Origin of the sequence: Methanosarcina sp. MTP4, from assembly GCF_000970045.1 — an archaeon.
Taxonomy (GTDB): Archaea; Halobacteriota; Methanosarcinia; order Methanosarcinales; family Methanosarcinaceae; genus MTP4.
On the sequence record NZ_CP009505.1, the window covers coordinates 2,376,223 to 2,393,894 of the forward strand.

16 protein-coding genes are annotated in these 17,672 nt (G+C 46.1%); 5 read left to right on the forward strand and 11 right to left on the reverse strand.

Annotation, left to right across the window (positions count from 1 at the left end; all coding sequences use genetic code 11):
• Positions 1-217 precede the first annotated feature (217 nt).
• The 8 genes from MSMTP_RS09885 to MSMTP_RS09915 all read right to left on the reverse strand — a co-directional run bounded on the left by MSMTP_RS09885 (position 218) and on the right by MSMTP_RS09915 (position 8,011).
• Entirely contained in the window at positions 218-1,498 is a 1,281-nt protein-coding gene (locus MSMTP_RS09885; protein WP_048178890.1) for a nitrogenase component 1, read from the reverse strand.
• On the reverse strand, positions 1,495-3,882 hold the full coding sequence (locus tag MSMTP_RS09890; protein ID WP_048178892.1) for a nitrogenase component 1: 2,388 nt from the start codon (positions 3,880-3,882) through the stop codon (positions 1,495-1,497). The genes MSMTP_RS09885 and MSMTP_RS09890 overlap by 4 nt, the downstream gene beginning before the upstream one ends.
• A 6-nt stretch (positions 3,883-3,888) precedes the next feature.
• Positions 3,889-4,044: a hypothetical protein gene (locus tag MSMTP_RS19255; protein WP_156153782.1), complete on the reverse strand. Its 156-nt coding sequence runs from the start codon at positions 4,042-4,044 to the stop codon at positions 3,889-3,891.
• A 55-nt stretch (positions 4,045-4,099) separates the two neighbouring features.
• The gene (locus MSMTP_RS09895) at positions 4,100-4,966 is read right to left on the reverse strand and encodes a DUF1638 domain-containing protein (RefSeq protein WP_048178893.1); all 867 of its coding nucleotides are present in this window, start codon (positions 4,964-4,966) and stop codon (positions 4,100-4,102) included.
• Between the two features lie 126 nt (positions 4,967-5,092).
• Positions 5,093-5,902 carry a DUF1638 domain-containing protein gene (locus MSMTP_RS09900; RefSeq protein WP_048178895.1) on the reverse strand — a complete coding sequence of 270 codons (810 nt, stop codon included), beginning with the start codon at positions 5,900-5,902 and terminating at the stop codon, positions 5,093-5,095.
• A gap of 93 nt (positions 5,903-5,995) precedes the next feature.
• Positions 5,996-6,799 carry a DUF1638 domain-containing protein gene (locus MSMTP_RS09905; protein ID WP_048178897.1) on the reverse strand — a complete coding sequence of 268 codons (804 nt, stop codon included), beginning with the start codon at positions 6,797-6,799 and terminating at the stop codon, positions 5,996-5,998.
• Positions 6,800-7,217: 418 nt separating this feature from the next.
• A complete protein-coding gene (locus MSMTP_RS09910) occupies positions 7,218-7,427 on the reverse strand; it encodes a hypothetical protein (RefSeq protein ID WP_048178900.1) in 210 nt (69 codons plus the stop codon).
• A gap of 179 nt (positions 7,428-7,606) precedes the next feature.
• Complete coding sequence (locus MSMTP_RS09915; protein ID WP_048178901.1) at positions 7,607-8,011, reverse strand: pyridoxamine 5'-phosphate oxidase family protein; 405 nt, start codon at positions 8,009-8,011, stop codon at positions 7,607-7,609.
• A 146-nt stretch (positions 8,012-8,157) separates the two neighbouring features.
• On the opposite strand from MSMTP_RS09915, the gene MSMTP_RS09920 reads away from it, so the two are divergent.
• The 3 genes from MSMTP_RS09920 to MSMTP_RS09930 all read left to right on the forward strand — a co-directional run bounded on the left by MSMTP_RS09920 (position 8,158) and on the right by MSMTP_RS09930 (position 11,304).
• Positions 8,158-8,778: a nucleoside deaminase gene (locus MSMTP_RS09920; RefSeq protein ID WP_231582745.1), complete on the forward strand. Its 621-nt coding sequence runs from the start codon at positions 8,158-8,160 to the stop codon at positions 8,776-8,778.
• Positions 8,779-9,006: 228 nt separating this feature from the next.
• Complete coding sequence (locus MSMTP_RS19975; RefSeq protein WP_052718364.1) at positions 9,007-9,741, forward strand: fasciclin domain-containing protein; 735 nt, start codon at positions 9,007-9,009, stop codon at positions 9,739-9,741.
• Between the two features lie 954 nt (positions 9,742-10,695).
• Positions 10,696-11,304, forward strand: a complete 609-nt coding sequence (locus MSMTP_RS09930; RefSeq protein WP_197076063.1) for a fasciclin domain-containing protein — start codon at positions 10,696-10,698, stop codon at positions 11,302-11,304.
• Positions 11,305-11,530: 226 nt separating this feature from the next.
• On the opposite strand, the gene MSMTP_RS09935 is transcribed toward MSMTP_RS09930, so the two are convergent.
• The gene (locus tag MSMTP_RS09935; protein ID WP_048178903.1) at positions 11,531-11,971 is read right to left on the reverse strand and encodes a pyridoxamine 5'-phosphate oxidase family protein; all 441 of its coding nucleotides are present in this window, start codon (positions 11,969-11,971) and stop codon (positions 11,531-11,533) included.
• Positions 11,972-12,304: 333 nt separating this feature from the next.
• Here MSMTP_RS09935 and MSMTP_RS09940 point away from each other — a divergent pair, with 333 nt between their 5' ends.
• Positions 12,305-12,835, forward strand: a complete 531-nt coding sequence (locus MSMTP_RS09940) for a hypothetical protein (RefSeq protein ID WP_048178905.1) — start codon at positions 12,305-12,307, stop codon at positions 12,833-12,835.
• A gap of 157 nt (positions 12,836-12,992) precedes the next feature.
• Here the strand turns inward: MSMTP_RS09940 and MSMTP_RS09945 are convergent, their stop codons facing one another.
• Together MSMTP_RS09945 and MSMTP_RS09950 are read right to left on the reverse strand one after the other, a co-directional pair.
• The gene (locus MSMTP_RS09945) at positions 12,993-13,988 is read right to left on the reverse strand and encodes a GAF domain-containing protein (protein ID WP_048178907.1); all 996 of its coding nucleotides are present in this window, start codon (positions 13,986-13,988) and stop codon (positions 12,993-12,995) included.
• A gap of 260 nt (positions 13,989-14,248) precedes the next feature.
• On the reverse strand, positions 14,249-15,478 hold the full coding sequence (locus MSMTP_RS09950; RefSeq protein ID WP_048178909.1) for a HEAT repeat domain-containing protein: 1,230 nt from the start codon (positions 15,476-15,478) through the stop codon (positions 14,249-14,251).
• Positions 15,479-15,974: 496 nt separating this feature from the next.
• Here MSMTP_RS09950 and glgP point away from each other — a divergent pair, with 496 nt between their 5' ends.
• Positions 15,975-17,651 carry an alpha-glucan family phosphorylase gene (gene glgP / locus MSMTP_RS09955; RefSeq protein ID WP_048178911.1) on the forward strand — a complete coding sequence of 559 codons (1,677 nt, stop codon included), beginning with the start codon at positions 15,975-15,977 and terminating at the stop codon, positions 17,649-17,651.
• Positions 17,652-17,672 lie beyond the last annotated feature (21 nt).

Below are 17,672 nucleotides of genomic sequence, written 5' to 3' on the forward strand. Positions count from 1 at the left end.
TCCTGGTTTCAGCTGGAAGGGATAAAGACCTGAAAGTGATATTATAATTATATTAAAAACTATTTAAATATTATTAAACAAAGAATATGAAAATATCCAAAAAAAGTTTCGCCAAAAAAGGTCTGGCTTTTTAGACCATGAATATAACAAAAGTTAAGAAGTTGAATGGCCCAGGAAATAAATGACCCGGAAGTTAAGGAGGTATACAAATACCCACTTAAAGGGAAGAACGGATTCCGTTGATAATTTCTTCGAGCAGCCAGAGAGTGCCCTCGACACCCATATATGTTTTAGGGATGAAATCGATGTACCCTTCCGAAGGCGTGGATATTTCTATACCTGCTTTACAGCGCCCCATCCCTTTCAAAAACCCGAGAGTGTAGCCGTCAGCAAAGGCAATGTCAGCTGTTTCATACTCAGGCTCCCTATCATAAGCCTTTTCGAAGCCTTTTTCTTTTAAAAACGCCTGGAGAGAGGCTTCAATTCCCGGACTGCCCCCGGGAAGGGTTTTGACCGCAAGGGGGACCATCCCAAGGTAGGAGTAGAGCCAGAGGGCAAGCGGATAGGCAAACGAGGCTTCGGCTTTTATTGAGAAGCTCGTACCCTTGGGGAGCCCGGAAAAGGAGTGGTAGCGTGCGAGTTTAGAATAACTGTTTTTCCTTGCAGCCCGGACAAAGTTAAGGGCAGGAGAGGGGTCGATCCCGAGGCATTTTGCAAGCTCCTGGAGAAGCTGCTCGGTAGCGTCAAACCCTATTGGAGCTCCCATAGGAGAGAGAACCGCCGGGGTCCCGAAGCGTTCCCGGTACCATTCGGCAATTTTTTGTCCGTAAGCGGGGAAGAGCACGATATTACAGGCAGCACTGCTTGAGTTTTTCAGCTCTTCAACGGAAGTATCCGCAAAGAGCACGGCTCCGACCTCCAGCCCGAGAAGGGACAGGAGCTTTTTAAGCTCGGCTACCGTGCCCTCCCAGTGTTTATGCAGGATGGAAAGCCCAATAATGTTCACCCTATTCTGATTCCTCGGAAGCGGCTTCAGTTCCAGGTGCTCAAGGAGAGCAAGCCCGGTGTTTTCAAAGCCTACCGGTGCGGGCAGGGAAAAGCCTGCACAGTCCACAGTAAAACAGCGCTCACTCACCCCGCTTTTTTTCAGGGCGGTTTCCAGGTCGTCCCCGATCAGGCTTGCCCCGGGAGAATTAATAACCGCAAGGAGGTCGTTGTTTTTCTCCGAGACCGTGGAAAGGAGCCTTTCAAGCTTTTCGAGGGACCCTTCAACATAATCTTCCCAGTCCAGGTAGGTTGAAGGTACCCTCAGCTGCCCGAAATAAAACTCCCCCTGGAAAGCCATGGGGTCGTGGGAAGCTCCCCTGGGGAAATGTCTGTCCGAAAGAAAACTGTGATAAATCTTACAGCCTGTAGGCCCGTTCAGAAGGGCTGATGCGTCCTTAATTCCTTCAACCGTCAGAATGGAAGCCGTAAAAGCATCCGGGGAAAATATCATTCCTCTTCACCTCCATCGTATTTCCAGCCTTCAACCACAGGCAGGCGAAGCAGCGTACTCCAGCGTTTCGCAAGCTCGAGCCCGCTCATAAATCCCACTTTCGGAGAGAAGGGAATTGTGTCGCAGTGTACATTTTCTTCCGGGATAAGGGGAGCATAACCCGAAAGCACAAGGTCAGGTTTAAGGCTTTTTATGTCCTCGGCCCGCTGCCGGTCCGTATAGTTTTCCACAAACGGAATGTCCTCCGGAAACAGGGCCAGCTGTTTGTCTTTTCCAAAAGAGGAAGCCCGTATTCCGACTTTAACCAGCTCCATACCAAGATCCCGGATCGTATCAAGGACCCAGCCTATATCCTGGCTGTAACTTACGACAAGGACCTTTTTCCCCTCAAGATGGGGAGAGTATTTACTGAGTTCGATCCTGTACATTTGTTCCCGGGCTTCAAGGAAAGGCATGGGGTCTTTTTCCGGAGTAAGGCATTTGGAGAGGGCTTTTACCCACCTGCTGCTGTCCCTGAAACCCACGGGGAAGGGATGTTCAAAAAAGCCAAGCCCGAAGTATTCGGACAGGTAATCCCTGAGCAGCCGGTTTTCCAGGCTGTTGTGGGCAAGGAGATTTAGCCCGGCTTTTTTGAAAGCCCGGATAGAAGAAGGGTCGGCCCTGCTCAGGAAACGGCAGTTTACCCGGAGCCCGAGCCCTTCAAGAAGCTTTTCCATGATCCGGAAGTTTTCCTCGTCCCTCGGGGAGAAGTTTCGCTCCCCGATAATGTTAACCAGGCCCTCTTCAGGTCTTACGGCAGGGTCGATAAGCCCGGCAACTTTCTTGCACCCTTCAAAAAACCCGTAAGAAAAGTCCCCTGTAAGGTTTCCATCCACAGGTATCGGAAGAATCCGGGCCCCGGGATAAAGGCGCTTCATCTTCAAAACGGCTTTTTCGATATCATCTCCGATTATTCCTGATGGGCAGGTACTCACAACAAAAAGTAATTTCCAGCCTGAAGCAAGAGCTTCTTCCATCCTGCAGGAAAGCTTTTCAAGCCCCCCGAAGATGATGTCCTCTTCTTCCATATCCACCGACAGGAGCCCCGGAAGAGCCCGCCCTTCAAGACCCTTAACTCCGGTTTTCCTGAAGCTCCCGCTCCTCAAAAAGGAACTGGCAAGCGCATCGGAGATAATATGGGCACAGCTCCTGGGCCCGTGGAGGACCGTAAGAGCCCCGTTCACCTGGAATGTGGCAGTCACCGCTCCCGCAAATGCACAGCCGTAAAGAGGGGGTTTTAGCTCAGGAGTCCCTGGCCCGGAAGGACCCGGAACAGGAGCTTCTTCATTTCCCGAAGCAGGCTTTACCCTGGAAGAGTCAGAACAGGAGAGATTTCCGGAACCACTGGAATCCCCAGCTTCACACTCGCAGGTTTCCCCCTCACAGGTCCCACATGCCTCAGAACAGCATTTTTCGGGCTCATTAATAGTCCCAACTTCACTTCCTGCATCCTCCTCGAACCCACTTTCGCACCCTGCCTCCTTTTCGACCTCCCCCTGCATGAAGGTTGATGCACTATCTTCCAGACTCCTTCCGAGCACCAGCTCTTCAAGTTCCCAATCTTCGAGAGGCCTTGCATGATAAAGCAAACTCCTGTCCTTTCCGATCTTTTCCACATACCTGGCAAGTTCCCTGAAAATCTCAGCGTTTTCGGATTCAGGGAAGGTTTCGATCAGTGTCTTTCCAGCTTTTTCAGCCCTGGAGAATATTTCGCTTCTGGGAATCGAGGCGACTACCGGAAGCCCCACGGCTTTTGAAAAAGCCGAAATCCGCCGATCCTCATCTTCAATGCCTCTGCTATTCCGGATAATTCCCGCAACCCGGGGGGAGGAATCCTCAAAATTTTTGATGCCCCGGAGAATGTTATTTGCTGCGTAGATGGCCATGAATTCCCCGGAGGTAACAAGAAAAACAGCATCTGCATATTCACTCCGGAGGGGGACCGCAAAACCGCCGCAGACAACGTCCCCGAGCACGTCGTAAAGGACAAGGTCAAGGGGGACGTCCCGGATCCCGAGCCTCACAAGCGCTTCAAAACTGCTCAGGATTCCCCGGCCCGCACAGCCGACTCCGGGCTTCGGACCCCCGGTTTCCACACAGGCGGCTCCCTTGAAACCTTTGAAGAGGAGACTTTCAAGGTTCTGTTTGTCAGGAGGCGTTTTCCTGAGGTAGTCCAGCACCGTGGGAATCTTCCTCCCTCCAAGGAGCAGCCGGGTAGAATCACTTTTCGGGTCACAGCCGACCTGGAGGATGCTTTTTCCGGATTCAGCAAGAGCGGCGGAAAGATTTGCGGAAATCGTGGACTTGCCAATTCCACCTTTCCCATAAAGGGCAATCTGAATCAAGAAAGCTCACTCCTGTATCGAAGAGAAAAATCCTGCCCCGGGACAAAATTCAAAAGTAGTTTCACATCTGAAAGTAGTTCCACATCTGAAAGTAGTTCCACATCTGAAAGTAGTTCCACATTTGACGACTGCAATTTTTGTAGGCTTTGCTTCATCTGCCATTTGTCACACTCTTTTTTAGATTAGTTCCTTTCGTCCCATTAAACAGTCAGGCCAATTATTTCGGAGTCCCTATAACGGCTTTTCGGGCATGCTCGTAGGACCTTTTAGCGACTTCCACACTGCCCTTCATCTTCCTGACTTCCATGTTGAACCTGCAGGCAAATTCCCTGACATTTTTATGAAAATCCGGATCATACCCAAGGCCGGTATCAATTTTTCCGGCTACGCAGTATTTCGGGTCTTTCAGGTATTTACTGTCAAAATCAACGGAACTTTTGCCTTCATTTTCCATCTGACCCCAGCTCGAGACCCACATAGGAGTCAGGTAAATAGCCCCTGTTCCCCGGCAGGTCAGCATTGCCTCAGCATATGCGTCATTTCCTCCAAAAGCGGCACTTATGCAGTCTTCAACAGTCTCCCCGGAACAGTCCTTCATAAAGTAGAGGGGACAACCAAGGTCTGCAAAATCTTCATCCAGTTTTCCCAGGGCATGTCCGCAACTACCGTAAAAGATAAGGATCCCGTCCGAAAAAGCAGCCATTTCCCTGATATTCCTGTAGACCTCGGATTTAAGGAGTTCCAGGTCGGCATGCAGGGCAAGCTTGAGCACGTTTACCACCACTGTTACCTTTTGCCCTGCCTTAAGTTTCATATCTTCATGCAGTTTTCGGAAAAAAGGGAGCGCCATAAGGGGTTTTGTAAGAAGCCCGAAACCCGAACCGTGCCCGGACTGCAGGAGCATCGGAACCCTGTCAAGGGGAGCTGTCCTCAGGACACAGTTTTCGGATTTAAGTTTGCGGATAAGCCCCATGGATTCCCTGTTATCCACAAGGATCAGCTGCTTGAGCTCTTGGTCTTGAGACAAAACATACGTAAGTTCGTCTTCAAACATTCCACAGGCAATGATACTTAATACGGGCATTTCCAGACCTCAGTTTTGCACCCTGGTATCGGGTATGGGGCTTTAAGGCAAGCTTTGTATAAAAGGTTACAGATTTTAATTCCGGATTTCAATTTAAAAATTCAAGTCCGGGCTCAAGTCCGGAATTCAATTAGAGAGTTCTGCTTTGAGTTCCCTGTAACATTTATCAAATATTTTCTGGTTTCCTTTGAGCTCCAGTTCCACTACTTCAAAGCTGAAGATATCCGCAAAGTCCCTTATCCTTGCATCAAAATTTTCGGTGTACAAAAGCCCTGTATGGAGTTTCGCCACCCTCCCGTACCCTGTAATCTCATGGGTCATCCTCATCATATTGAGGGCTTTTTCAGGGTCCTTATGCATCTTGTCAATGCTAAAGAGTTCCTTCCAGGCTGCGGAAAACATGGGCGTAAAAAGGTAAGTCCCTACATCACTGACACTTTTGAGCACTTTAAGGTACTGCTCGGTCCCCCCGAGAGTAGCCCCGATGCAGTCGTCAACGACCCTGCCGGTGTTGTCCCTGAGGATCCGGACAGGACAGGCAGGCACGCGGGAAGCAAAGTCTTCTTCTATATTCCCAAGCACGTTTCCGCAAAGCCCGTAGAAGAGCAGGACTCCGGAAGAACAGGGGGCAAGTGTCTCTATGGTCTCATAAACCTTGTTTTTCAAATTTTCAGGCCGCGAGTGCAGGCCCAGCTCAAGCAGGAAGACCAGCAAAGTGTAATTTTCCGATTCGTTTCCATTATTATGGGAAAGCTCCGAAATCTCGTCCAGGGAAAGGACCTTATTCGGAAACCCGCAATTTTCCATTTTATCCAGGATCCCCCCGGAGTTTTCGTTTTCAACCACTATGATCTCATCGATTGACGGATCATTTTCCAGGATCCAGAGGATTTCATCCTCCAGAACTTTACACGACAGGATGCTCATTATCGTCATCAAGAAGGCCTCTTATAATTTATAAAGCGGGCATAAGCTCCCGGAAATTTAGCCAGGGGGATATAAGCGCAAATGGGTTCTCGTTCCTGGAATTCAATCACAGATTTCTGTTCTAAGTTCCCGGTAACATTTATCAAATATTTCCTGGTTTCCTTCGAGTTCCATTACTTCAAAGCCGAAGGTATCCGCAAATTCCCTGATATTGTCATCAAAGTTTTCGGTATATGAAAGCCCTGTATTGAGCTTCGCTACCCTCCCATACCCTGTTATTTCATGGGTTTTCTTCATCATCTTAAGGGCTTTTTCGGGGTCTTTGTGCAGCTTATCCAGATGTACAAACTCATTCCAGGCTATGGAGAACATGGGCGTAAAAAGGTAAGTTCCCACATCACTTACACTTTTGAGTACTTTCAGGTACTGCTCGGAGCCTCCCAGGGTAGCCCCGATACAGTCGTCAACGACTTTACAGGAATTATCCTTCAGGATCCTGACAGGACAGTCCGGCAGGCGGGAAGCAAAGTCCTTTTCCACATACCCAAGCACGTTTCCGCAAAGCCCGTAGAAGAGCAGGATCCCGGAAGAACAGGGGGCAAGCATCTCTACGGTCTCATAAACTTTGTTTTTCAACTTTTCAGGCCACTCGTGCAGGCCCAGCTCAAGCAGGCAGACCAGCACAGTGTAATTTTCCGATTCGTTTCCATCATTTTGAGAAATTTCCGAAATTTCATCCAGGGAAAAGACCTTATGCGTACAGCCGCATTTTTCCATTTTATCCAGGATCTCCCCGGAGTTTTCGTTTTCAACAACTATTATCTCGTCAATTGAAGGATCATTTTCCAGGATCCAGAGGATTTCATCCTCCAGGATTTTGCACGATAGAATGCTCATTACCGCCATCAAGAAAGCCTCATATGGAGCTGTTTTGTAGAATTATATCCTGAATTCCATGGACATCTGCATTTTAATATACTCAGGGTTATGAACTTCAAACCCTCACATTCAAACCCTCACATTAGTCGACTGCTAAATCAGGCAAAGGGGACTACAGAAATTAACGGGAAACGGTTATGGAAAATAAACGCTATAAATATTAAATTGCGGACAGATAAACATGGGCTGGTTAAGCCATGGGGTCAACTAAACTGAGGCTAATTAAACCACGGGTTAACTAAACCATGAATCGACAAGCTGTTGGCTAACTGAAAATGTTGGCTAACCAAAGCTGCTGGCTAACTAAATTACAGATAGATAAAAAGTAGACAGATTAAACCTGTCTTATGTCTCCCTGTCTTGTTTTGCCCTGATCTATTTTCATTCATTTTTTGAAATTTTCAGGAATCTTCTGATCCGGGGTTACTCCATAATACCTGGTCCTTGCAGCCCCCCAGATGCAGCCATTTTTCCCGAAGATTTTCAACTCCAGATTCTGGATTGACTTGCATACGCTGTTGCCAGCCCTTGCCCCCCTGCAGACTACGCAGTAATTCTCGCAAAAAACAGGAGGTTTCTCCTTATTTTCTCCCATATCACATCACCTCTGAATTTCCAGAAACTTCGAGACTGTTTTCCGGTTGTTTCCGGCGTCTCCCAATTTTCTGGTTGCTTGATTAAAGTTATTTAAGGTCACTTAAGGCTGTTACGGGTCGTTTTTCAGTGGGAAGCTGCAAACTCCCCACGAAAGCTGATTTCTGTCGGGAAACCCGATCAGAGCAGTTTCTTCCCGGCTTCAGGGCCCGGGGCGCACTGGAAGACGCCTGTGATCTTAACTTCGATCAGGTTCTTTGCAGGAAGCCCGGGCTTTGCGGAATGTACGATCTCCCTCATCTTTTCAAACTTATCGCCCGAGTTGATTATTGCGGCTTCACCCTTTATCTGGAAGCAGCCTCCGGTCTCGGGACCCCAGACATAGATTGCGACATTGGGGTTTGCCTCAAGGTTTGCCAGGGACTTGACCATGAAGTTGTCTGCAATCCAGATGGTTTCGTCATCCACGAGCTGACAGAAGCCTATAGGTACGACGTTTGGAACCCCCTCTTTGGAAGCGGTAGCTACAGGAAAGATCTTTACCTTTGAAAATGCGGTTTTTATAGCTTCAGTTAACTGTACCATAATATTCACCGAATGATGGTGTGCAGTACAAATTTATATATTTAAGCATTAGAATTCTGTACCAAATGTTTTATTTGTGTACTGTAATGACCCTAAGTACATTAAAAAGCTTAAAGAAGATTTATTTTTAAAATGGGGGAATAAAAGTGGACATTCAGGAAATCAGGGAACTTGGGTCCAAACTGCTGGGAAAAATCGACTCGAGAAACGAAAAGGTTATGAACTGGAAGCGCTGGCTGGCCGAGTACGGCTTTCAGCCGGAATATCAGGACGACCCCTATGTCTGGCTGACGGACGTGCTGGCTTTAAAGTCCGTGGACTCGGGAAACTACGGTGTAGGAAGCATTCTGGTCGATGAGGAAGGAAAAGTCATTGCCCTGGGGCACAACCTTGTATATTCCCCGTACTTCAGGAGTGACCTGCACGGGGAGATGGTAGTCGTAAACCAGTTTGAAAAAGAGCACCCTGAAATCACCACCCTTGAAGGCTACACGCTCTACACCTCCCTGGAATCATGCCCCATGTGCCTTATCCGCCTTATTTCTTCGGGCATAAACAGAATCCTGTACGCAGCAGCAGATTCGATAGCAGGCATGGTGAATTCCATTGACATGCTACCCCCTCTCTGGAAAGACCTTTCCGAGCGCCAGGTATTTTCAAAAGCCAGGTGTACCGAAGAGCTTTCAAGTGCCGCAACCGAAATTATGCTCATCAATGCCGAAGAACTCCTTGAGATCCTGGAAAAAAGGTCTAAACCAAGTTTCTGATCTATTTTCAGGAATAAAGGTACTAAAAGCCCGAAATTTGCCCAAAAAGGCTCTATAAATAGATAATATTATATAAAAAATGGAATATATTAAGTGTGAAAATATATCACATAATATATGAATTCATACAGATGAGTCCATATATATGTGCAAGTTAATTTCTGTGTATAAAAAGGGGGGAGAGTCATAAAGAAAATCAGACTTTTTGCTGTACTCCTAATTGCAGCTATGCTATTCGCTTCCGGCTGTGCAGAGGAGCAGCCGGAAGAAGAAGTTGAAGAACCGGTAGATGAAGGCACCGAAGAAGAGATGGTCGAAGAAGAAGAGATGATCGAAGAAGAGGAGATAGCTGAAGAAGAGGAGATGGCTGAAGAAGAGATGCCGGAAGAAGAGATGCCGGAAGAGGAAGAAGCAGTAGTTGAAGAAGAAATGGCTGAACAAGCCGCAGAAGGAATGGCTGGAGAAGAAAATATAACCGAAGATGAAATGGCCGAAGATGAAATGGCCGAAGATGAAATGGCCGAAGATGAAATGGCCGAAGATGAAATGGCCGAAGATGAAGAAGAAATGAACATCGTGGAAACTGCCGCGTCATCAGATGATTTTGACACACTGGTCACAGCAGTTCAGACTGCGGGTCTTGAAGAGGCCCTGAGTGGGGAAGGACCGTTTACAATCTTTGCACCGACAGACGATGCTTTCGACGACCTTCCACCAGGCACGCTTGATGATCTCCTTGAGGACGAGGATGCCCTGACAGATGTTCTTCTCTACCATGTGGCTGAGGGGGAATTTGATGTCACTGAAATCGAATCCGTTGAAACCATGCAGGGCGAGGAACTTCCAGTTGATCCCACCAGCGACCCGATAACGGTAGGTGACGCAAACATTATAGGGGACAGAATTGAAACCAGCAATGGATTTATCTACCCAATAGATGAGGTACTGATCCCACCGGAGTGAAAAATAAAAGAAAAGGTAAATTTATTTGATATTTTTATTTTTTCCTTTTTTATTTTAAGACTTGAGCTTATACCATTTTCCACAGAATTTCTTATTTTCCAATAATATTGGCTAATAAAAATTATTTGCCGAAAAAATTTGTTTAAAACACATTTTAAGCAATGATAAGCATAAATAAAGGTATAATGGCAATTATATGTAGTATTAATCGTTTAATAGGTAAAATAAGGGCAAATCGGGATTTCAAACATAGCAAAAAATTAGATTTTTGTGCATTATAAACTAAAAAATCATATTAAATGTTAATTTATAATTCATATATAACATAAATTAAGTATTTATGATTAATACTTCTAATAGGCATTTTGAGGAGTACTAATTTAAAATCATTATATGTAATTTTTTGGCTAAATAAGTATTTTTAAGCTTTTTTTACCGTTTTAAAGCATTTTAGTAAATTTTGGCATAAGCTCACTTATGTTTAAAGATTTTAATGCTTAGTTTAACGTTTCTTTTAAGGAGTTTTAAGGGATTGACTTTAAAATTATCCGGGAATTTTCTTCAAAATTTAGTTTTAGGGCTTCTTATAGTATCATTTCTTCGAAGAATAAAAAATGGGAAGCAGGATTAGCTATCCTAATCCGGATAAAAGCCAATTCGATTGCAACCATACCTCCCAATGCCATAAAGTCCCTTAAAGCACTGAAAATTAATGATAAGAGAGTTTCTGACCTATTTTCAGGAATAAAGGTCTGAAAAGCCCCTAATTCGCCAAATCACAGATAAGGTTATATAAAAAATAGAATATATAGTGTATGAAAAGTATATCACATAGTATATGGATTCATACAGAATATTGATTCATATGTATGTGTTAAGAGTACTTAGGTAATTCAAACAGGGGGGAGATTTATTAAGAAAATAGGACTTTTTGCTGTCCTTCTAATTGCAGCTATGCTGTTCGTTTCCGGTTGTGCGGAAGAAACCCCGGAAGAGGTAGCACAGGAAACAGCTGAAGAAGCACAGGAAACGGCTGAGGAAGCAGAAGAAGAAGCACAGGAGACAGCTGAGGAAGCAGAAGGAGAAATAGAGGAAGCACAGGAAGCAACGCAAGAAGCAATTGAGGCTGGACAAGAAGCACAGGAAGCAGAAGAGAGAATGAATATAGTGCAAACTGCCGTGGAATCGGGTCAATTTGACACCCTGATTACAGCAATTCAGACTGCTGAGCTCGAAGAAACCCTGAGCGGAGAAGGACCATTCACAGTCTTTGCCCCTACAGATGAGGCTTTTGACGCCCTTCCACCAGGCACGCTTGATGGACTCCTCGATGACAAGGACGCCCTGACAGATGTTCTTCTCTACCATGTGGCTGATGGAGAACTCATGGCAGCTGACGTTGTTGAAATGACGTCCATTGAAACCCTGCAGGGTGAGGACCTCACGGTAACCGTAATGGATGATACGGTTACGGTAAATGATGCGACCATCATCACCACAGATATTGAAACAAGCAACGGTGTCATCCACGTAATCGATGCAGTTCTGATCCCGCCGGAGTGAAAGTAGAAGAGATAAAATACGTTTTTATTTTTTCTGCATTTCCCTTTTTCTACATTTCCTTTTTCTACATTTTTGGTCTCAGGTTTCCTTTAAGGAATTTTTCTTCAAAAAAGAAAACCGGAAAAAACCGGCTTAGTTCTCAAGAAATACCTGATTCTCAAGAAATACCTGTAAATCAGAACTTTATGCTTCTTCTAATTAGATATCCGAATTACCCTGACACTTTTCAGAAAGTTGCCGTTTCTCTGTGCCCGAATTCCACACTGTAATCCAGGTAATAGACAATATCAGGAACAATCTTTATGAGTATCGTGTCAGGGTTCGGGGGCATATCCGCAATGATAGGAAACTTTCCCACCATTATTTCCCCGATCCTCCGCATTTCCCCTTCATCTTCCACTATATAGGCAAAGCCTTCCACCTGAAGGGCCTGCATGTCAAACCAGTCCGGATCGTCTTCGTCAACGGTAAAAGCCACAGCCTGGTTATGCATGATGTTCCGGACTTTCCGGGTGCTTCGGTTTGTTGCCAGGTATACGGTCGTATCTTCGGATACGTAGGCCATGGTGTGGGCCATGGGCCTGCCTTCCGGGCTCACGGTCGCAAGGTTCAGGTAAAAATGAGTTGCAAGGTATTCGCTAATCTTCTGCTTGAGCTCTTCTTTCATTGTTCCCCCAACTGTATACTTCAATAAATTCATTAGTTGAATTCAAGAATTACATTCATTAATTCCATTCATTAAAATCTCTCCTATAAAGCCTTTTCAACTGAATTTCTTCAGCAAAGGTTTCCGGACCACAAATGTTTCCCACACAAATGTTCCCATATAGTGTAGATAAATCAAATTTATAAATTTTACCTATAAAAAATTCACATTCATTATTATTCATCCCTTTTTGGGGCTTTCACACACCTCTTAAAAAATATAAGGTGCATATTATAATTTCTTATAGATATATATACCTCGAAATCATTGTCTTGAAATAGGGGGAGATTATCGATGAACGCCGAAGCGCAAAAGGCATCTTTAAACCGGAAAATCCGCATTTTCATATCAGTGCTTGTAATGATGTCGATAGCAGCATATCCTGCAGGAAGCGCAGCATCGGAAAGCCCGGATCAGGGAGACTACCAGGAGCAGGAAACAGCCCTGGATGTGGAGGTCATGGTTAATCCGGACAGGAATGTCAACTGCCTGAAAACGATGGAATTGGGGGATGTAAAGATCGCAGTCCTGGGGTCAGACGAACTTGATGTTACGCAGATACAGACCGAATCGGTTGCTCTGGGCTGTGAAAAGACAGAAGAATCCATTAAGCCGCTTGCTTTTGAATACGAGGACATTTCCACTGACGGGTACACTGACCTGGTAATGGTGTTCGACAGTCATGAAATGATCGTAAAATTTGACCTGAAAAACTGCTTCTGCAAAGAAGCACCCCTGAAAGTTACGGCCAGCCTGGATGAAAGTGCCGGAGCAAAAGCAATAACCGGAAGCGGTACGACCCTTATCCTTCCAAGTTTCAGGTGAAAGCCGCCTGAGCTAAGATAAGCTGGTACAAGCCAAAAACCTCAAATAAGCTACATACCCGAACAAGAACAGAAAAAATAGCGGGAAAAGAGCCGAAGGTTTATTCAAGTATTCAGAATGAAAAAGAATAATTTATTTCGAGAACCTTTAAGGCCCTTTAGTCCCCGTTTCGCTTTTTTACACACTCTTTTAATTTTTCCTCAAGCCTTATTCGGGAGATAAAGACTCCGAACTGGGTAGCAATTGTCTCGATGACGGTGCGTACGCTGTCGGAGAGTTCATATTCCAGCTGGGAAGCGAGGTAAAAGGCAGCGATGACCTTTTTTCCGTGCTTAACAGGAATGATTGCCGTTGCCCTCAGGTTTTCCCTTCTGAGTGCATCGTCCCTGGAGGTAAGCAGAAGGTCTATATGCTGTTTGTAAACGGGCTGCCCTATCATCACAAGCTTGGCGTTGGGAGAACTGGCACTGTAGTGAGAACCATGCTCGATAAAGGTTGGAGAAAACCCGCGGTAAATTTCAAGGGACATGTCGCCTGTCTCTTCATCGATCAGGTATATGCCGCCTGAATCGATTTCATCGATCGTGAGACAGGAATCCAGAAGTAGTTCCAGGGTTTCATGAAGGTCTTCCGAGGTGCTGAGGGCTATCCCGAGGTCCCGCTGGATGTAAAGTAGTTTTTCTTTCCGTTTGCGTTCGGTTATATCCAGGACTATGCCTTTCAGGTACTTTACAACCCCGTTCTCATCGGCTTCGATAAAGGTTCTCTCTTCAACCCAGCGCACTTCCCCGGACTTTGTAAGGATCCTGTATTCATGGGTAAAGTCCACGTATTCTTCCTCAATCCTCCTGGAAAGTTCCCTTTCGACCCTTTCCAGATCATCCGGGTGCACAATGTTCCCATACATGAGTTTTCCTGAGGTAAACTCTTCGATTGTGTATCCGAACTGCTTGATGTTTTCTGATACGAATTCGGCGGGCCAGTATTTTTCGGCCCTCCAGAGGAAAACAGTCACAGGCACCTTATTTATAACCGAAACAAGCTCCTTTGCCATTTCCAGGGCACTGCAAAGCGCCTGCTCATTCATATAATTGGAGGCCTTTAACCTTTTGTGATTTCCATTTTTACTTGAATTCGAAGCCATTTTAGCCATTTTGTTCTCCACTTTTGCACGGGGTTTTAGCAGGAAATATGAGAATTTTCACCTATTTAGATTTTTTGCTCTAAATGAGAAAGATTGCATGATAGGTTAAATAGCTTTTGATTTGATTTTCCCACATTTTCAGAATGCAGCTCCTCAAAAACTGAAAAAAGAAGATAATGCCTCCAGTCAAGGAAAATAAAAATAGAGGGAAAAATATATAAAGGCAAGACTGTCCCTAAAATATAGGTAATTTAAAGAGAAAAAAGAGCTTAACGAGCGGGCTGGCTGCTAAACTTCTTTAAGAATTCATTTATATCCTCGCTCTGCCAGCCGTCTATTAACTCCCTTATCGCCGCCTCCCTCACAAACTCGTCTTTTTCCCTGAGAGCTACCTTCTTGACCAGCGGAAGAGTCTCAGGATCTTCATTCCAGCCATTTGCCAGTTCCTGGACTGCTACGATCCTTACAAAATTGTCATTATCATTGAGTAGCCTGTCCCAGATCGTCTTCAGGGTTTCAGGCCTTTCAGGCCAGTTTCTTGCAAGCTCTTCGACAGCACATTTCCTGACAGAATAATGACTGTCTTTCACGGCTTTTTCCAGTATAAGGTCAAAAACTCCCGGTTCCCCGGACCATAAAGAAGCAAGCATGTGGAGAGCGATTCCCCGAACCATATTATCTTCATCACTCAGGCACCTTTCCCTGAGGAGTTCCAGCGTTTCGGGTTTGTCCGACCATCCTTCTGCAAGTTCTTTTATTGCAGCTCCCCTGACCGAATAATGCTCATCTGCTACTGCCCCCTCCCTTATAAGGCGAAGAGCATTTTCCTCATCATGCCAGCCTTCCGCAAGTTCCTGGACAGCCGCACTCCGGACCGAATAATGTTCATCCGAAAGCGCCTTTTCCCTGAGAAGTGGAAAAGTCTCAGGAGTTTCTTTCCAGTACTTCCCCAGGCTCTGGACTACGACGGTCCTGACAAAAGAATCCTTATCCTTCAGCGCCATTTCCTTCACAAAGTCAAAGGTACAGCAGCTACTCCCCCAGCGCCTGGAAAGCTCCTGAATGGCCGCACTCCGGACAAATTTGTCTTCCGCGTTTGCCGCCCAGTCCCGGAGAAGGTCAGGGGTTCCCGGCATGTCCCCCCAGTGAGCTGCAAGTTCCCTTACAGCGGCCCTCCGGACCTCATAGTTAACATCTTCGATAGCCCGCCCCCGGACCAGCGCCAGAATGCCCGGTTTTTCGTTCCAGAGCCTTGCCAGTTCCCGAAGGGAGATTTTTCTAACCGTATAGTTGCTGTCCTTAATCGCTCTCTCTCTGACTATCTCGAAGACTTCGGCGTCATTCCTGTATTTGTCCGCAAGCTTGAGGACCGCTTCACGCCTTACCGTGTAATCTTTATCCTTTACTGCCTTTTCCTTTAGTGACTTTACGTTTTCTAAATGACAGTTTACACTTTCATCAGGATCTTCAGGGGGGAGAGATACAATGCTTCCCGGCATTTCTTTCCACCTGTATATTATATTGACAGTATATATTTAAACAATAATTAAAAAACAATCAGTAAATAAGCCTTTCTATGTGAAATCAGTAACTTCATAAAAAACCGACTTCAAGTTTGAAAGGAAGTTTTTATGCCAGCCGGCCTCTGGAAAGATCTGGAAAAAATAACTATCAGTCAACAAAATGTAAGAAAAACACCTTCTCCGAAGATAACCCCCGTTCAAAATACTTAAATTCCGGGGAACATTTTTTTCTATTTTGCTTTTCCTTTTTAGAACATTCCATTTTTCCCTTCTTTTACCCTGTTAACGGGGATACAAATTCATAAAGCCCAAAAAGAACTATCTTAAGAGGTCAATTTGATATATTAACAGATAGATCTCATTTAATAGACCGGCCTGCAGTAAGCGAAAAGTGTAGAAGGGAAAAAGGCATCTGGAAAGGATGTAAAAATAAGAATTAAAAAAGTAATGCAAAAGGGGGGATTGGTCCGGTATGGACGACATAGAGGGAGTACTGAAGGGACAGAATATTGCTTATTTTTCTATGGAAATCGGACTTTCGAATGAGATTCCGACCTATGCCGGAGGCCTGGGTATCCTTGCCGGGGATACCATCCGTTCAGCCGCGGACCTGAAAGTTCCCCTTGTAGCCGTAACCCTGGTTTGCAACAAAGGCTACTTCAAACAGGTGCTTGAAGACTCGGGCAGTCAGCACGAACAAAAAGAGGAATGGGTCCCGGCCCATTTTATGACCCTGCTTCCCCCGGAAGTAAGCGTGAACATCCGGGGAAAAGATGTAAAGGTCAGGGCCTGGCTCTACAACTGCAAAAGCCTGACAGGCGGCTGTGTCCCTATCCTTTTCCTGGACACGAACGTTGAAGGGAACTCCGAAGAAGATAGAGGCATAACCGATTACCTTTACGGAGGCGACCAGCGCTACCGGCTCAAACAGGAAATAGTGCTCGGGATAGGAGGGGTCAGGATGCTCGAAGCCCTCAACTTCAAAATCCGGAAGTACCACATGAACGAAGGCCATTCAAGCCTTCTTGCCCTGGAACTCCTCAAGAGAAACGGGCTGAAAGTTACGGATGTAAAGGAAAGCTGCATCTTTACCACCCACACCCCTGTAGAAGCCGGACACGATAAGTTTGACTATGGACTTGTAGAAGAGCTGATAACAGATAGGAAAGACCTCGAAGTCCTCAGGAAATTCGGAGGGGAGGACAGGCTGAACATGAGCCTCCTTGCCCTGAACCTCTCCAACTACATTAACGGCGTCACGAAACGACACAGCCTTATTTCACAGGAACTCTTCCCCGGGTACAAGATCCAGTCAATCACAAACGGAGTCCATTCCTACACCTGGACTTCCCCCTATTTCAGGGAACTCTACGACCGCTACCTCCCGGGCTGGGCAAACGAGCCCGAACTCCTGGTCAGGGTAGGGGGAATCCCGGACGACGAGATCTGGGCTGCACACAGAAGCGCCAAGAGAGCCCTGATCGATGAGGTAAACAGGGAAACCGGCGTTGGGATGGACTACGAGACCCTGACCATAGGCTTTGCCCGGCGCATGACCGAATACAAACGTCCGACCCTCATTTTCTCCGACCTTGAGCGGCTCAGGAAAGTGAACAATATGGGTAGGATGCAGCTGGTTTTTGCAGGCCAGGCCCACCCCAGAGACGAAGCCGGAAAAGGACTGATCCGGGAAATCTTCAGGTACATCGAGGAACTGAAAGGTGAAATGAAGATTGTCTTCCTGGAAAACTACGACATGGAAATGGCAGCAAAATTGGTCTCGGGCGTCGACCTCTGGCTGAACACCCCACAGCGCCCTTACGAAGCCTCGGGCACCAGCGGCATGAAAGCCGCCCACAACGGAGTCGTAAACTTCAGCGTGCTTGACGGCTGGTGGATCGAAGGCTGGATCGAAGGCGTAACCGGCTGGGCCATAGGCCCGGAACCCGATGAAGAATTCTCCGATGAAGAGTGCATGGCCTGTGAAATCAACGACCTCTACAACAAGCTCTACTACATCATCGTCCCCATGTACTACGACAGGAAAGACGAGTGGTTCAAGCTCATCAACAATTCCATAGGCATGATAGCCTACTACTTCAACAGTCACAGGATGATGAGGCGTTATGTGACAAACGCCTACCTATGAAACCGGGAAAAACTCCCACTT

Coding starts and splice junctions, on each gene's coding strand:
- MSMTP_RS09935 (WP_048178903.1), bottom strand. CDS start 11,971: ATGAAAGAAGAGCTCAAGCAGAAGATTAGCGAATACCTTGCAACTCAT.
- MSMTP_RS09930 (WP_197076063.1), top strand. CDS start 10,696: ATGCTGTTCGTTTCCGGTTGTGCGGAAGAAACCCCGGAAGAGGTAGCA.
- MSMTP_RS09945 (WP_048178907.1), bottom strand. CDS start 13,988: ATGGCTAAAATGGCTTCGAATTCAAGTAAAAATGGAAATCACAAAAGG.
- MSMTP_RS09950 (WP_048178909.1), bottom strand. CDS start 15,478: ATGCCGGGAAGCATTGTATCTCTCCCCCCTGAAGATCCTGATGAAAGT.
- MSMTP_RS09885 (WP_048178890.1), bottom strand. CDS start 1,498: ATGATATTTTCCCCGGATGCTTTTACGGCTTCCATTCTGACGGTTGAA.
- MSMTP_RS19255 (WP_156153782.1), bottom strand. CDS start 4,044: ATGGCAGATGAAGCAAAGCCTACAAAAATTGCAGTCGTCAAATGTGGA.
- MSMTP_RS09915 (WP_048178901.1), bottom strand. CDS start 8,011: ATGGTACAGTTAACTGAAGCTATAAAAACCGCATTTTCAAAGGTAAAG.
- MSMTP_RS09910 (WP_048178900.1), bottom strand. CDS start 7,427: ATGGGAGAAAATAAGGAGAAACCTCCTGTTTTTTGCGAGAATTACTGC.
- MSMTP_RS09900 (WP_048178895.1), bottom strand. CDS start 5,902: ATGACGATAATGAGCATCCTGTCGTGTAAAGTTCTGGAGGATGAAATC.
- glgP (WP_048178911.1), top strand. CDS start 15,975: ATGGACGACATAGAGGGAGTACTGAAGGGACAGAATATTGCTTATTTT.
- MSMTP_RS09895 (WP_048178893.1), bottom strand. CDS start 4,966: ATGCCCGTATTAAGTATCATTGCCTGTGGAATGTTTGAAGACGAACTT.
- MSMTP_RS09905 (WP_048178897.1), bottom strand. CDS start 6,799: ATGGCGGTAATGAGCATTCTATCGTGCAAAATCCTGGAGGATGAAATC.
- MSMTP_RS09940 (WP_048178905.1), top strand. CDS start 12,305: ATGAACGCCGAAGCGCAAAAGGCATCTTTAAACCGGAAAATCCGCATT.
- MSMTP_RS19975 (WP_052718364.1), top strand. CDS start 9,007: ATGCTATTCGCTTCCGGCTGTGCAGAGGAGCAGCCGGAAGAAGAAGTT.